Here is a 14,152-nt window from a genome sequence, read left to right on the forward strand (position 1 = left end):
CGGAGCCTAGGCGTGGCGCACACTGGTGGGAACGACCCGCACACCCCGGTTGACCGGCAGTTGGAGGCGAAAATCCTCGAACTGCTGGCCGCCCGGGCGGCAACGTCCACCATCTGCCCGTCCGATGCTGCCAGGGCCGTGGGCGGCGAGGACTGGCGGCGGCTCATGGACCCGGCCCGGGAAGCCGCGCGGCGCCTGGTTGACGCGGGCCAGGTCCACATCACGCAGGGAGGGTCCGTGGTGGATCCTGCCACGGCAAAGGGGCCGATCCGCATTCGGAAGGCGCTGTGAAGCCGTGTTGTCAGCCGAGCAGGTCATCGACGTAGCACCAGCGCCATTCTTCGCCGGGTTCGATGCTGCGCATGACGGGGTGGCCGGTTTCCTTGAAGTGGCGGCTGGCGTGCCGTCCCGCGGAGGAGTCACAACAGCCGACGTGTCCGCACGCCAGGCACATGCGCAGATGCACCGGTGTTGTGCCCTCCCGCTCGCAGCCTGCACACGCCGGGTTGTCGGGACGCGGTGAGGGCATGGCTGCGGTCAAGTGGTCGCAGGCTCCGCCCGGCTGGGACAGCCCCTCGCCGCCCCCGGCGGCGGCTGAGTCCAGTTCATTGAGGGAAGCGTCGAGCATGGATTCCTCAACGTCCAGCCGTTCAAGGACTTCGCTGAGGACCTCGTGGGCATAGTCCCCGCCGCGCCGCAGCTCCAGTACCTTGTCCCGTTCGGCTTCCAGCATGGCCATCCGCAACTGGGCGTAGCGCTGGCTGGGGGTCGCTGCCTCGGCCGCGGGCCGGCCCAGCCGCTCCCAGGCAGCCAGTCCCCGCTCCTGGGTCCGCCGCCGCAGCATGTCCATCACTTCGGGCGGATCGCTGTCACGCCGGAGCTGCTCCAGCCGCTCCATTCCCGCAGCGGTGGCCAGCTGCATGAGGGAAGCCTGGTTGAGCGCATCCTCGCGCCTGTCCGGCCCGGGCAGACCCAGGGCGCGCACCAGGGCCGGCAACGTAAAGCCCTGCAGCACCAGGGTGCCGCCCACCACCACCATGGCGGCCAGCACCAGCACATTCCGGTGCTCCAGGTCACCGGGCAGCGTCAGGACGGCGGCAAGGGTAACCACCCCGCGCATGCCTGCCCAGGACACGATGGCAGGAAACTGCCAGGGCGGCGCGGGGTCCTTCCGCTGCACAGCGGGAATCAGGCGGGGGAGGTAGGTCGAGGGAAACACCCAGAGCGGGCGCAGCACCAGCACGGCCAGCAGGATCACCGCGCAGCCGAGCCACACCCGGCCGGCCCCCAGCGAGTCATCCTGGACGCTGTCGACGATGGTCCGCACCTGCAGGCCGATCAGGAGGAACACGGCGTTCTCGAGCAGGAACTGGACGGTGTCCCAGTTGCTGCGGGCGCTTTGCCGCGCGGCGCCGTTGGGCATCGACGGCGCCTTGGTGCCCATCACCAGGCCGGTGACGACGACGGCGAGCACGCCGGATGCGTGGATGGCCTCGGCCGGGAGGAAGGCCACGAAGGGGGCCATCAGCGATGTTGAGGTGTTGATGGCCACGTTGCTGATCCGTTTCCGGATTTCGGTCAGGATGTAGGCCGCGCCAAGGCCCACCACCAGCCCGCCGCCGGCCGCCAGCACGAAGCCGCCGGCCACGTCCAGCGCGGACACGGAGCCGGCGATCGCGGCCACGGCAGCCCGCAGGCACACCAGCGCCGTTGCGTCATTGACCAACGATTCGCCCTCAAGGATGTTCACGATCCTGCGGGGCATGCCCACCCGCCGCGCGATCGCGGTGGCCGCCACGGCGTCCGGGGGAGCCACGACCGCGCCCAGCGCAATGGCGGCGGGCAGCGGGATTTCCGGAAACAGCCACCACACCACCAGCCCGACCCCCAAGGTGCCGAAAATGACGTAGCCCACGGACAGGAGCCCGATGGAGCGCCGGTTCGACGTGAAGTCAAAGAGCGAGGTCCGGAACGCGGCGGCGTAGAGCAGCGGAGGCAGCAGGCCAACCAGGACCAGTTCGGGATTGAGTTCAACCGGCGGAATGAACGGCAGGAACGAACCCGCCACCCCGGCCAGGACCAAAAGCAGGGGAACCGGGAGATTGAGCTTCCGTCCCACCGCACTGCCGGCACACACCACCGCAACGATTACCAGCAGGCCCAACGCGATGTCCATGACGATAGTCTCCCACCCCCGCAGCGCCGGTCCGCGGACTAGGCTGGCACCATGACTGCCCCGATCCCTGAACAGCCGCCGGCTTCCGGCCCCGTACCGGCACTTTCCATCCGCGGGCTGGCCAAGCGGTTTGGCGGCAAGATCGCGGTGGACGGCATCAGCCTGGACGTCCCGGCCGGTTCGTTCTTTGGCATCGTGGGCCCCAACGGTGCGGGCAAGACCACCACGCTGTCCATGGCCACCGGCCTGTTGCGGCCGGATTTCGGCACTGCCGTGGTGCACGGCGTCGACGTCTGGCAGCACCCCCTTGAAGCCAAGCGGCTCATGGGAATCCTGCCCGACGGCGTGCGGCTCTTCGACCGGCTGACGGGCGAGCAGCTGATTACGTATGCCGGCCTGCTGCGCGGCATGGATAAGGCCGTCGTGGCAGCGAGGGTGGGGGAGCTGTTGGCCGCCATGGACCTCAGACAGGATGCGGGCACGCTGGTGGTGGACTACTCGGCGGGCATGACCAAGAAAATTGCCCTGGCCTCCGCCCTGATCCACGCCCCGCGGCTCCTGGTCCTGGACGAGCCCTTCGAAGCGGTCGACCCCGTGTCTGCGGCGAACATCCGTTCCATCCTGGACCGGTACGTGGACTCCGGCGGCACGGTCATCGTATCCAGCCACGTGATGGACCTGGTCCAGCGGATGTGCGACCACGTCGCGGTGGTGGCCAAAGGCCGGCTGCTGGCAGCAGGCACCGTGGATGAGGTGCGCGCCGGCGCCTCGCTCGAGGACCGCTTCGTACAGCTGGTCGGCGGCCACAGCCACACGGAAGGGCTGGAATGGTTGCGCACCTTTTAAGGCTCAAGCTCACGCTGCTCCGGAACGGACTCCGTCGCAGCCCCTGGCAGCTGGTGGGCATGGCCATCGCCGGACTCTATGCGCTGGGGGTGGTGGCGACGCTGGTCATGGCCCTGGTCCTGCTGCGCACCGCCGGGCCGGTCACCGCACACACCGCGGTAGTCCTGGGCGGCTCAGCCGCCGTCCTGGGCTGGGCAGTGGTTCCGGTGGTGGCATCGGCCACGGACATGACCCTCGACCCGGCCCGCTTTACCACCTTCGCCATCCCCATGAAGCAGATGCTCGCCGGACTGGCCCTCGGCGGACTGATTGGCATCCCCGGCCTGGCCACCACGGTGGTGTCACTGGCCACCGTGGTGACCTGGTCCCGCGGCGCGCTTCCGGCGCTCGCAGCCCTCGCCGGCGCGTGCCTGGGCGTCATGACGTGCATTGTGCTGGCCAAGGTGGTCACCACGGCAACAGCGAGCCTGGCCGCGTCCAGGCGCTTCAAGGACATCAGCGCCCTCGCGTTCATGGTTCCGCTGGTCCTGCTGGGTCCCATCGTGGCGGGGGTTGGCCGCGGCATCTCCGGGTCCACGGGGTTCCTGCCGGACTTCGCCCGTGCCCTGTCCTGGACGCCGCTTGGGGCGCCCTGGTCGCTGGCCGGCGACATCGCGTCGGGCCGGCCCGCCGAGGCCGCAGTGAAGCTGGTGGTGTCGGTGGCTGTCCTCGGGGCCCTGGCCTGGTGCTGGAAGCTGCTGCTCGAGCGGGCACTTGTCACCCCGCCCTACGCCGGCGCCGGGAAGCGGAGGGGCGGCAGGCTTGGTCTGTTCGGCGTGCTGCCGGCCACCCCCGCCGGCGCCGTCATGGCAAGGTCCCTGACTTACTGGTTCCGGGACCCCCGGTACTCGGGCTCCCTGGTGGTCATCCCGCTGCTTCCGGTGGTGCTGGCGTTCCAGGGGGCCCAGACCGGCAGCTACGGCAGCCTGGCGTTCCTGGCCCCGGTGTCCGCCTTCATCCTGGCCTGGTCCATCTCCGCAGATGTCTCCTATGACAACACCGCCTTCGCACTGCACCTGGCCACGGGCGTCCGGGGGGTGGCGGACCGGTTGGGCCGGGCACTGGCGTGCATGACCTTCGCGCTGCCCGTCGTGCTGGTGTTCTCGGTGGGGTATGCCGCCTTTGCCCGCAACTGGACGGGGCTGCCCGGCCAGTTGGGGTTTAGCCTGGGGATCCTCTTTACCGGCCTGGGGCTGTCCTCGGTGGTGTCGGCCCGGTACACGGTCACCGTCCCCTTGCCGGGCGACAGCCCGTTCAAGAAGCCCCCGGGCAATGTGGGGCAGACTTTGGCCGTGCAGTTCGTGGGAATGCTGGTGCTGATGGTCCTGGTCCTGCCGGAGGCTGCGCTGCTGGTGGCACAGGCAGTCACGGGAAACGCCCTGTTCGGCTGGCTCAACCTGGCGGTGGGAACCCTGCTGGGCCTGGTCCTTTTCCTGTCCGGTGTCCGGCTTGGCGGCAGGTGGCTTGATGCCCGCGGACCCGAGCTCCTGGCACAGGTAACCGTCAACCGCTGACAGTTCCAGGAAGGGAACAGCATGGAAGTCGTGATCCTCGGCGGCAGCCGGCAGATTGGAAGGCTTGCGGCCGACGCCGTCGAACAGCTGGTCCGCCGCAAGCCGGACGCTGTCCTTGGCCTGGCCACCGGTTCCTCGCCCCTGCCGGTGTATGACGAACTGGCGGCCCGGCACGGGCAGGGCCTGGATTTCAGCCAGGCATCGGCATTCGCGCTGGATGAATATGTAGGCCTCCCCGCCGGCCACCCGGCGTCCTACCGCGAGGTGGTCCGCCGGGAGTTCACCAACCGCGTGAACATCGCTCCGGAGAACGTCCACGTGCCTGACGGGACTGCCGCAGACATCCCTGCTGCCTGCGCCGCCTACGAAGAGGCCATGGCCGCTGCCGGCGGCATCGACCTGCAGCTGCTGGGCGTTGGCACCGACGGCCATATCGGGTTCAACGAACCGTGCTCGTCCTTCGCGTCACGGACCCGGATCAAGAGCCTGATCGAACAGACACGCCGGGACAACGCCAGGTTCTTCGACAACCTGGGTGGGGTGCCGCACCACGTCATCACCCAGGGACTGGGCACTATTATGGCGGCGCGCCACGTGATCCTCCTCGCCACGGGCGCGCAAAAGGCCCAGGCCGTCCGCGATTTGGTGGAGGGGCCGGTGGCCGCCATCTGTCCCGCCTCGGTGCTGCAATTCCACCCGCACGCCACCATCCTGCTGGACGAAGCGGCCGCCTCGGCGCTGAAACTCGCTGATTTCTACCGCCATACGTATGAGAACAAGCCGGCCTGGCAGGGTCTGTAGCTTGTCCTGCGGGGCACCGGCCGGCTGTAAAAAAGTACGACGACGGCCGGTTCCGGACCCCGGCGCGGGCGTGCCGCCGTCGAACGCCCGGCCGGCGGAAAGGCTAAGATGGATGCCATGACTAGCATGACGGACCCTCTCGAAAACGACCCGATGCGCGAGCTTTCCGGGGCTGGAACGTCCACGGCCACCATTGAGCGCGAGGAACTGCGCCAGGAGGTGGAGCCGGGCGACCGGGAGCGCTTTGCCCACTATGTGCGCAAGGAAAAGATCATGGAGTCCGCGATGACCGGCGAACCCGTCATCGCCCTGTGCGGCAAGGTCTGGACGCCGGGCAGGGACCCGCAGAAGTTCCCGGTCTGCCCGGAGTGCAAGGAAGTCTATGAGGGCCTCCGGCCGGGCAACGACGGCGGGAAGGGTCCGGGAGACTCGGGCAACAACAAGTAGTGACGGAGACGCTCTTTGGCGGCCCCACCCTGCCTCCGGCATACCCGGAACGTGCAGCCTGGGGAACCGCCCCGAAACTCCGTGCCTGGCAGCAGGAAGCCCTTGACCTCTACCTGCAGAACAGCCCCCGCAACTTCCTCGCCGTGGCCACCCCGGGTGCAGGCAAGACGACGTTCGCGCTGCGGATCGCCTCCACCCTGATCGATTCCGGTGCCGTTAACCGGGTGACCATCGTGGCACCCACGGACCACCTGAAGCGCCAGTGGGCCGATGCGGCCGCCAAGGTGGGGATCGCCATCGACCCCAACTTCAAGAACTCCGACGGCCAGCACGGCCGCGGCTTCATCGGGGTCGCCGTCACCTATGCCCAGGTGGCCAGCAAACCCCTGCTGCACCGCGCCAAGACCGAGGCCGCCCGCACCCTGGTGATCCTGGATGAAATCCACCACGGCGGCGAGGCACTGTCCTGGGGCGATGGCCTGCGCGAGGCGTTCGACCCCGCGGTGCGCCGGCTGTCCCTGACCGGTACGCCGTTCCGATCGGACACCTCGCCCATCCCGTTCGTGGAGTACGCCGAGGACCGTGACGGCATCCGGCGCTCCAAGGCCGACTACACCTATGGCTACGGCAACGCCCTCCGGGACCACGTGGTGCGGCCCGTGATGTTCATGGCCTACTCCGGCCAGATGCGCTGGCGTACCAGCGCGGGTGAGGAAATGGCGGCCTCCCTGGGTGAGGCCGCCGTGACCAAGGACATCACCAGCCACGCGTGGCGGACTGCGTTGAACCCGGCGGGGGAGTGGATTCCCGCCGTCCTGGCCGGTGCAGACAAGCGGCTCAGCGAAGTGCGGCGCACCGTACCGGATGCCGGTGGCCTTGTCATCGCCACGGACCATGAGGACGCGCGTGCCTACGCCGGGCAGCTGAAGAGGATCACCGGCGAATCGCCCACCGTCATCCTCTCCGACGACGCCAAGGCGTCCAGCAAGATCGAGGACTTTTCGGCCGGCGACAAGCGCTGGATGGTTGCGGTCCGCATGGTGTCCGAAGGCGTTGACGTGCCCCGGCTTTCCGTGGGTGTCTACGCCACCTCAACATCCACGCCGCTGTTCTTTGCCCAGGCCGTGGGGCGCTTCGTGCGTGCCCGCAAAAGGGGCGAAACGGCGTCGGTCTTCCTGCCGTCCGTACCGCAGCTGATGGCGCTGGCCAACTCCATGGAGATGGAACGGGACCACGCGCTGGACCGGCCCGAGAAGGAAGACGGCGACGGCCTCTTCAACCCCGAGGACTCGCTGATGGCCGAGGCCAACCGTGAGGACAAGGCCTCGGACAGCCTGACCAAGGGCAAGTTCGAGGCGCTGGACTCCCAGGCGTCCTTTGACCGCGTGTTGTTCGACGGCGGCGAGTTCGGCACCGGCGGTGAAGTTGGGTCCGACGACGAGCTGGACTTCCTGGGGATCCCGGGCCTCCTCGACGCGGAGCAGGTGGGGACGCTGCTGCGCCAGCGCCAGCACGAGCAGCTGAACCGGAAGAACCGGAAGGCCCCGGCAGCCCAGCAGGTTCCGGCCGTCCCTGACCACCGGATGCTGATGGACCTGCGCAACGAACTGGCCAAGAATGTGGCCGCCTGGTCTGCCCGGACCGGGACCCCGCACGGAGTGGTGCACACCAAGCTCCGCACTGTCTGCGGCGGACCCCCGGTGGCCCAGGCCAACGAGGAGCAGCTGAAGTCGCGGCTGCGCAAGCTCCAGGACTGGTTCGTGGGCCGCAAGTAGCGGCCGCACTCGCAGGAATCAGGCGATGTCCGCCCCGCCGAGCTCCATTTCGGCGACGGCGTCCTCCAGGTCCTCGGCGATGCCGGCGGTGAGCGACCGCACCACGGTGACGCCGTAGCCCGCCTGGACGGCATCGAGGGCGGTGGCCTTCACGCAGTAGTCGGTGGCGATGCCCACCACCACCACGTCCTCCACGTCGTGGCTTTGCAGCCAGTCGTCGAGGCCAATGGCGTCCTCATCAGTTTCCAGTGCTGCCGCAGCGCCGGGCAGGCCGCCTGCCTGGCGTTCGCCGGTGGGAACTGCGTCCTCCGGTGCCAGCAGGCCCTCGAAGCCCGAGTAGGCGGCCGCGAACTGGCCTTTCCGGAAGTAGGCGTCCACGTATTCGGTGTCCAGGTCCGGGTGGAGGTCGGCGCCGCGGGTGCCCGCCACGCAGTGCCGGGGCCAGCTGTCCCGGTAGTCGGGCGTGTCGGAAAAGTGGCTGCCCGGATCGATGTGCCAGTCCTGGGTCGCCACCACGTGGTCGAATTCGGTGTGGTGGGCGTCCAGGTATTCGCTGATGGCACCGGCAACCGCGGCACCGCCGGGAACGGCGAGGGAACCGCCCTCGCAGAAATCGTTCTGCACGTCCACGATGATCAGGGCGCGGGACATCAGTGCTCCTCGTAAATGGTGGGAATCGCGGCCTCGCCGCGCTGCAGGCGGTTGACCACCGGGGGCAGCTCCGCCATGGTGTCTGCGTGCCGCTGCCGTGCGCGCAGTACACCTTCGTGGCCGGTCCAGCCCGGGAGCAGTTCGCCGTTCTTCATGAACTGCTGCAGCAGCGGACGGTCATTGCCGTCATCCTCCGGCCGGTGGCCCACGCCCACCACCTCGGCGGTGGCCCGGCCGCGTTCGTCCAGCTTCCGGAGGGCATATTTGCGGCCGCCCACGCTGGCTTTGTTCTTGGCCGCCTTCGCCACGGAGACGAAGTTTCCGTCGTCGTCGGCGCGGCTGACCAGCTTGTAGACCATGCTGGCGGTGGGGGCGCCGGAACCTGTGACCAGCGACGTGCCCACGCCGTAGGAGTCCACGGGGGCCGACTGCAGGGCCGCGATGGCGTATTCGTCCAGGTCCGAGGTCACCACGATCTTGGTGTGCTCGTTGCCGAGGTCGTCCAGGAGCCGGCGCACCCACTGTGCCTGCGCCACCAGGTCGCCTGAGTCCAGCCGGACTCCGCCCAGGCTGGGCCCTGCCAGCTCGACGGCCGTGCGGACGGCCTTCTCGACGTCGTAGGTATCCACCAGGAGGGACGTGCCCGCGCCCAGGGAGGCAATCTGCGCCTCGAAGGCCTCCCGTTCGGTATCGTGCAGCAGCGTGAAGGAATGGGCGGCGGTGCCCACCGTCTTCACGCCATAGCGGATGCCCGCTTCCAGGTTGGAGGTGCTGTCAAAACCGGCAATGATCGCCGCGCGCGCTGAGGCGGTGGCCGCTTCTTCATGCGTGCGCCGGGAGCCCATCTCGATACAGGGGCGGCCGCCCGCAGCGGTGACCATCCGGGAGGCGGCGGAGGCGATGGCGGTGTCGTGGTTGAGCACAGACAGCAGGTAGGTCTCCAGCATGCAGGCTTCGGCGAACGAGGCCTCCACCACCAGGATGGGGGAGTTGGGGAAGTACGCGTCGCCCTCGGCGTAGCCCCAGATATCGCCGGAAAACCTGTAGTTGGCCAGGTACTCCAGGGTCTCCCGGTTGACCACGTTGGTGCGTTCCAGGAACTCCAGTTCCGCCTCGCCGAAACGGAAATTCGCGATGCCTTCCAGCAGGCGACCGGTGCCGGCCACGATGCCGTAGCGCCGGCCGTCGGGCAGGCGCCGCGCAAACGCCTCGAACACGGACCTGCGGTGGGCCGCCCCGGAATGGAGGGACGCCTGCAGCATGGTCAGCTCGTAGTGGTCGGTGTAAAAGGACGTGCGGGGATGGTCCCAGCCGGCTGAGGTGCTCACGAAAGTCACTCTAGTCCCCGACGGCTCCCGCGTCTCGCTTCGCTTCGCCGTGGGACCCTCGCCGTCGTGGGCCCACCCGACGGCTCCCGCGTCTCGCTTCGCTTCGCCGTGGGTCCCTCGCCGTCGTGGGCCCACCCGAGGGCTCCCGCGTCTCGCTTCGCTTCGCCGTGGGTCCCTCGCCGTCGTGGGCCCCAACCCCCACATAGAATGGACAGATGACCATAAGCGTTGCGCCCGGCCCTGATACACAGGAGGGCATCCGGACCGGCACAGCAGAGTCCACCGACTCCCTGACCGCGCCGGACATCCCCTGGAACCTGGTGATCTGGAACGATCCCGTCAATTTGATGAGCTACGTCAGCTACATCTTCCAAAGCTACTTTGGCTATTCGGAAAGCAAAGCCAACAAGCTCATGATGGAGGTCCACAAGAAGGGCCGGTCCATCGTTGCCTCCGGCAGCAAGGAACAGGTGGAGCGCCACGCCGTGGCCATGCACGGGTTTGGGCTCTGGGCAACCGTGGAAAAAGCCAGCGGCGGAACCGGTGGCAAGTCCGGCAAGTCCGGCGGTCCGGGCCAGGGTAAGGGGAAACGTGGCTAAGGCATTCAAATACGGGCTCAAAGGCATCACCGGTTTCCTGGAACCTGCCGAACGGGACCTGCTGCGCAGCCTCATCGATGACGTCATCTCCATGCTCCAGCCGGAGGACCGCACCGGGCAGGACCCGCTGGCAGCCCTCATTGGCCTGGACATGGACGTGGCCGAGCCCACCGACCGTGCCGTCCGGCGGCTGCTGCCCAACGTGGCGAAGGACGACGGCGCCGCGTCCCTTGAGTTCCGCCAGCTCACCGAGCGGTCACTGCGGGAAACAAAGATCGGTGCGTTGCGCGCTGCGGCCCTGGACCTGGACAAAGACGAGATCGTGCTGACGCCCGAAGGGGCAAAGCACTGGTCCATGGCGCTGAACGACGTCCGCCTTGTGCTGGCGGAGCGGCTGGACATCAGGGACGAGGCCGACGCCGAGCACGTCCACCGCATGCAGGACTGGTCCCAGGCCGAGGATGTGGAGAGCTACCTGGCGCTGGTATACAACTTCACCACCTGGCTGCAGGAATCCCTGGTCCAGGCCATGCTGCAGTCCATGGAATCCCACCGGTGAGCCATGGCGGCCAGGGGGAGGCCGTTCCTGTGACACAGGAGACACGAGTCGCTGGACACAAGATGATGACTGACGCTTCCGGGACCACCTATCCTCGAATAACCATGACAACAGCCTCGAGCGCGGAACCGTCGGCGGAAACACAGCCCGCGGCCGCAAGCGACGTGCCGGCGGCCGCCCCGGAAGCCCGGCCCATCGGTGTCTTCGACTCCGGTGTGGGGGGACTCACCGTGGCCCGCTCCATCATCGACCAGCTTCCCAACGAATCGATCCTCTACGTGGGAGACACAGCCCACGGCCCGTATGGGCCCCTGCCCATCGCCGAGGTGCGTGCGAACGCCCTGGGCGTGATGGACGAACTCGTGGACTCCGGAGTCAAGCTGCTCACCATCGCCTGCAACTCGGCGTCGGCCGCTGTCCTGCGGGACGCCCGTGAACGGTACACGGCCAAGTACGGCATCCCCGTCATCGAGGTGATCCAGCCCGCGGTCCGCCGCGCCGTCGCTGCCACCCGCACCGGAAAGGTGGGCGTGATCGGCACGTCCGCGACCATCGGGTCCCGCGCCTACGAGGACACCTTCGCCGCAGCGCCCGACCTGGACATCACCTCCGTGGCGTGCCCGGAGTTCGTCAGCTATGTGGAAGCCGGCATCACCACCGGCCCGGCCCTGCTCGCCGTTGCCGAAGAATACCTCGCGCCGCTGAAGGCCGCCGGGGTGGACACCGTGGTGCTGGGCTGCACCCACTACCCGCTGCTGACCGGCGTCATCTCCTACGTCATGGGCGCCGACGTCACCCTGGTCTCCAGCGCCGAGGAGACCGCCAAAGACGTCTACCGTGCCCTTGCCACCCACAACCTGCAGCGCACCTCGGAGGCCCCGCCCGAGCACCACTTCGTAGCCACCGGTGATGCCGGGCAGTTCGAGGCGCTCGCCCGCCGGTTCCTGGGCCCGGAAGTCCTTTCAGTCCGCCACGTGGACCACGTGGCTGCGCAGTATCCCACGGGGAGCCTGGCGCGCATTACTCCGGAGATGATCGCCGCCGCGCAAAGCGCACGCAACCGCCCCAGGATCTCAAACTTCGTGGGCGGCGGGCTCGCCGGGGCGCGCCGCGGTGGAGGGTCCGCCCAGTGAAGCTGACCATCGTGGGATGCACGGGCTCATTCCCCGGACCCGGCTCCCCGGCGTCGTGCTACCTCTTGACCGCCACCGACGGCGAGCGGACCTGGAAGGTGGTGATGGACCTCGGCAGCGGAGCCTTGGGTGCCATCCAGCGCTACACCGACCTGGAGGACATCGACGCGATCTTCCTCACCCACCTGCATCCGGACCACTGCATGGACCTGTGCGGGCTGCATGTTGCCATCCGCTGGAAGCCCGGTGGCTGGGGCCGGGGCAGGATCCCCGTGTGGGGCCCCGCCGCCACGGCAGACCGGATGGCCACCGCCTACGGCCTGCCCCTGGATCCCGGTATGCACGAAGAGTTCGATTTCACCAACTGGACAGAACGCGAACCCGTGACCGTGGGGCCGTTCACCATCACCCCGTTCGCCGTGAATCACCCCATCGAAGAGGCCTACGCCCTCCGTGTGGAAGTGGTGGAGCCCGGCAGGGACGGCGTTCCGGTGTCCCGCGTCCTGACCTATTCCGGTGATACTGACTCCTGCGCCGGACTGGAGGAAGCTGCCAAGGACGCGGACCTGTTCCTGTGCGAGGCGGCCTTCGAAGAGGGCCGCGACGACGGCATCAACGACGTCCACCTCACGGGCAAGCGTGCCGGCGAGGCGGCAGCGGCCGCCGGTGCACGGCGCCTGCTGCTGACCCACATCCCGGTGTGGACGTCCCAGACCACCGTGATGGCCGAAGCCCGCCCGGTGTTTCCCGGCGACGTGGCGGTCGCAGTGGCGGGCGTCCACTACACCATCTAGCGACGCCGGATCCCGGCGCCTGGGTCCATGGCGCCTGCCTGCCGCGCGGGCACTCGATAAGCTAAAGGCATGACATCTGAAGCAACAGCAGTGCCCGTAGTGCGCGCCGACGGCCGTGCCCCCGACCAGCTCCGGCCCATCAGCATCACCCGCGGATGGTCCAACCAGGCTGAGGGATCGGCGCTGATCGAATTCGGCAACACCAGGGTGCTCTGCACGGCATCGCTGACCGCCGGTGTGCCGCGCTGGCTCAAGGGCGAGGGCCGCGGCTGGGTCACGGCCGAGTACGCCATGCTGCCGCGCGCCACCAACACCCGTTCGGACCGGGAATCCGTGAAGGGAAAGATCGGGGGCCGCACGCACGAGATTTCACGCCTGATCGGACGTTCGCTGCGCTCCATCATCGACACCAAGGCCCTGGGCGAGAACACCATCGTGTTGGACTGCGACGTCCTCCAGGCCGACGGCGGGACCCGGACCGCAGCCATCACCGGCGCCTACGTGGCTCTTGCCGACGCCATCCGGTTCGCCCGCGACACCAAGCTCATCGCCAAGAACGCCCAGCCGCTCATCGACACGATTGCGGCGGTATCCGTGGGCATCATCGACGGGGTTCCCATGCTGGACCTGCCCTACGTGGAGGACGTGCGGGCCGAGACCGACATGAACGTGGTGGTCACCGGCTCCGGCAAGTTCGTTGAAGTGCAGGGGACGGCTGAGGGTGCCCCGTTCGACCGGGACGAGCTGAACCAGCTCCTTGACCTGGCTCTCCTGGGCACGGCCCAGCTGGCTGCCATCCAGCGCGAGACCCTGGCGGACACCCTGTGAGCGGTGCGGCTCCCCGGCTGGTGCTGGCAACGCACAACAAGGGCAAGCTGCGCGAACTCCGTGAACTGCTGCGCGGACAGGTCCCGGGGCTCGACGTCGATACCCAGGTGGTGGACGCCGCCGCGGCGGGTGCCCCGGACGTCGTCGAGAGCGGCGTGACGTTCGCCGAGAACTCCCTGCTGAAGGCGCGCGCGGTGGCCGGCGCCACCGGACTGGTTGCCATCGCCGACGACTCCGGCCTGGCCGTGGACGTCATGGGTGGGGCCCCCGGCATTTTCTCCGCCCGCTGGGCGGGACGCCACGGTGATGACGCCGCCAACCTCGAACTGCTGCTGAACCAGCTGTCCGACGTTCCCGACGAACACCGCGGTGCCGCGTTCGTGTGCGCCGCCGCCCTTGCCATGCCCGCGGACGCGGAGGGGCCCGGGCGCGAGGTGGTGGAGTACGGGCAGCTGGAAGGCGTCCTGCTCCGTGAACCGCGGGGCGCCGGCGGCTTTGGCTACGATCCGGTGCTGCGGCCTGCCGGCGAGAACCGTAGCTGCGCCGAGCTGTCCGCCGAGGAAAAGAACGCCATCAGCCACCGCGGCAAAGCCTTTCGGGCACTGCTGCCGTCCATCGTGGCGGCACTTGAAGCGGCAGGCTAAAAGCCTGCGGCCGGACGG

At 68.4% G+C, this 14,152-nt stretch carries 15 protein-coding genes; 12 read left to right on the forward strand and 3 right to left on the reverse strand.

What is annotated here, in order from left to right; all coding sequences use genetic code 11:
- The first annotated feature begins 12 nt into the window (after positions 1-12).
- Positions 13-291 (forward strand): DUF3253 domain-containing protein, encoded by a 279-nt coding sequence (locus J2T23_RS04660; protein ID WP_307357615.1) that lies wholly within the window; start codon positions 13-15, stop codon positions 289-291.
- Positions 292-301: 10 nt separating this feature from the next.
- On the opposite strand, the gene J2T23_RS04665 is transcribed toward J2T23_RS04660, so the two are convergent.
- A complete protein-coding gene (locus J2T23_RS04665; protein ID WP_307357617.1) occupies positions 302-2,176 on the reverse strand; it encodes a Na+/H+ antiporter in 1,875 nt (624 codons plus the stop codon).
- Between the two features lie 51 nt (positions 2,177-2,227).
- On the opposite strand from J2T23_RS04665, the gene J2T23_RS04670 reads away from it, so the two are divergent.
- The 5 genes from J2T23_RS04670 to J2T23_RS04690 all read left to right on the forward strand — a co-directional run bounded on the left by J2T23_RS04670 (position 2,228) and on the right by J2T23_RS04690 (position 7,598).
- Complete coding sequence (locus J2T23_RS04670) at positions 2,228-3,022, forward strand: ABC transporter ATP-binding protein (RefSeq protein ID WP_307357619.1); 795 nt, start codon at positions 2,228-2,230, stop codon at positions 3,020-3,022.
- Positions 3,004-4,575 carry a transporter gene (locus J2T23_RS04675; RefSeq protein WP_307357622.1) on the forward strand — a complete coding sequence of 524 codons (1,572 nt, stop codon included), beginning with the start codon at positions 3,004-3,006 and terminating at the stop codon, positions 4,573-4,575. Before J2T23_RS04670 ends, J2T23_RS04675 begins: the two co-directional genes overlap by 19 nt.
- A gap of 21 nt (positions 4,576-4,596) precedes the next feature.
- Positions 4,597-5,376, forward strand: a complete 780-nt coding sequence (gene nagB / locus J2T23_RS04680) for a glucosamine-6-phosphate deaminase (protein WP_141160073.1) — start codon at positions 4,597-4,599, stop codon at positions 5,374-5,376.
- A gap of 108 nt (positions 5,377-5,484) precedes the next feature.
- Positions 5,485-5,823 (forward strand): DUF3039 domain-containing protein, encoded by a 339-nt coding sequence (locus J2T23_RS04685; protein WP_110541018.1) that lies wholly within the window; start codon positions 5,485-5,487, stop codon positions 5,821-5,823.
- Positions 5,823-7,598 (forward strand): DEAD/DEAH box helicase, encoded by a 1,776-nt coding sequence (locus J2T23_RS04690; RefSeq protein ID WP_307357625.1) that lies wholly within the window; start codon positions 5,823-5,825, stop codon positions 7,596-7,598. Before J2T23_RS04685 ends, J2T23_RS04690 begins: the two co-directional genes overlap by 1 nt.
- Before the next feature lie 18 nt (positions 7,599-7,616).
- On the opposite strand, the gene J2T23_RS04695 is transcribed toward J2T23_RS04690, so the two are convergent.
- Together J2T23_RS04695 and J2T23_RS04700 are read right to left on the reverse strand one after the other, a co-directional pair.
- Positions 7,617-8,249 (reverse strand): isochorismatase family protein, encoded by a 633-nt coding sequence (locus J2T23_RS04695; RefSeq protein WP_141160075.1) that lies wholly within the window; start codon positions 8,247-8,249, stop codon positions 7,617-7,619.
- Positions 8,249-9,577, reverse strand: a complete 1,329-nt coding sequence (locus tag J2T23_RS04700; protein ID WP_307357627.1) for a nicotinate phosphoribosyltransferase — start codon at positions 9,575-9,577, stop codon at positions 8,249-8,251. The genes J2T23_RS04695 and J2T23_RS04700 overlap by 1 nt, the downstream gene beginning before the upstream one ends.
- Before the next feature lie 215 nt (positions 9,578-9,792).
- On the opposite strand from J2T23_RS04700, the gene clpS reads away from it, so the two are divergent.
- From clpS to rdgB, 6 genes are all read left to right on the forward strand, one after another.
- Positions 9,793-10,176, forward strand: a complete 384-nt coding sequence (gene clpS, locus J2T23_RS04705) for an ATP-dependent Clp protease adapter ClpS (RefSeq protein WP_141160077.1) — start codon at positions 9,793-9,795, stop codon at positions 10,174-10,176.
- On the forward strand, positions 10,169-10,735 hold the full coding sequence (locus tag J2T23_RS04710; protein ID WP_141160078.1) for a DUF2017 domain-containing protein: 567 nt from the start codon (positions 10,169-10,171) through the stop codon (positions 10,733-10,735). The genes clpS and J2T23_RS04710 overlap by 8 nt, the downstream gene beginning before the upstream one ends.
- Before the next feature lie 104 nt (positions 10,736-10,839).
- Entirely contained in the window at positions 10,840-11,868 is a 1,029-nt protein-coding gene (gene murI, locus J2T23_RS04715) for a glutamate racemase (RefSeq protein WP_141160079.1), read from the forward strand.
- Positions 11,865-12,662: an MBL fold metallo-hydrolase gene (locus J2T23_RS04720; protein ID WP_141160080.1), complete on the forward strand. Its 798-nt coding sequence runs from the start codon at positions 11,865-11,867 to the stop codon at positions 12,660-12,662. Before murI ends, J2T23_RS04720 begins: the two co-directional genes overlap by 4 nt.
- A 69-nt stretch (positions 12,663-12,731) precedes the next feature.
- On the forward strand, positions 12,732-13,490 hold the full coding sequence (gene rph / locus J2T23_RS04725) for a ribonuclease PH (RefSeq protein WP_141181812.1): 759 nt from the start codon (positions 12,732-12,734) through the stop codon (positions 13,488-13,490).
- Positions 13,487-14,134, forward strand: coding sequence for an RdgB/HAM1 family non-canonical purine NTP pyrophosphatase (rdgB, locus tag J2T23_RS04730; RefSeq protein WP_307357631.1), 648 nt, complete (start codon positions 13,487-13,489; stop codon positions 14,132-14,134). Before rph ends, rdgB begins: the two co-directional genes overlap by 4 nt.
- Positions 14,135-14,152 lie beyond the last annotated feature (18 nt).

It is taken from the genome of Pseudarthrobacter niigatensis, assembly GCF_030812615.1.
GTDB classification, from domain to species: Bacteria; Actinomycetota; Actinomycetes; order Actinomycetales; family Micrococcaceae; genus Arthrobacter; species Arthrobacter niigatensis.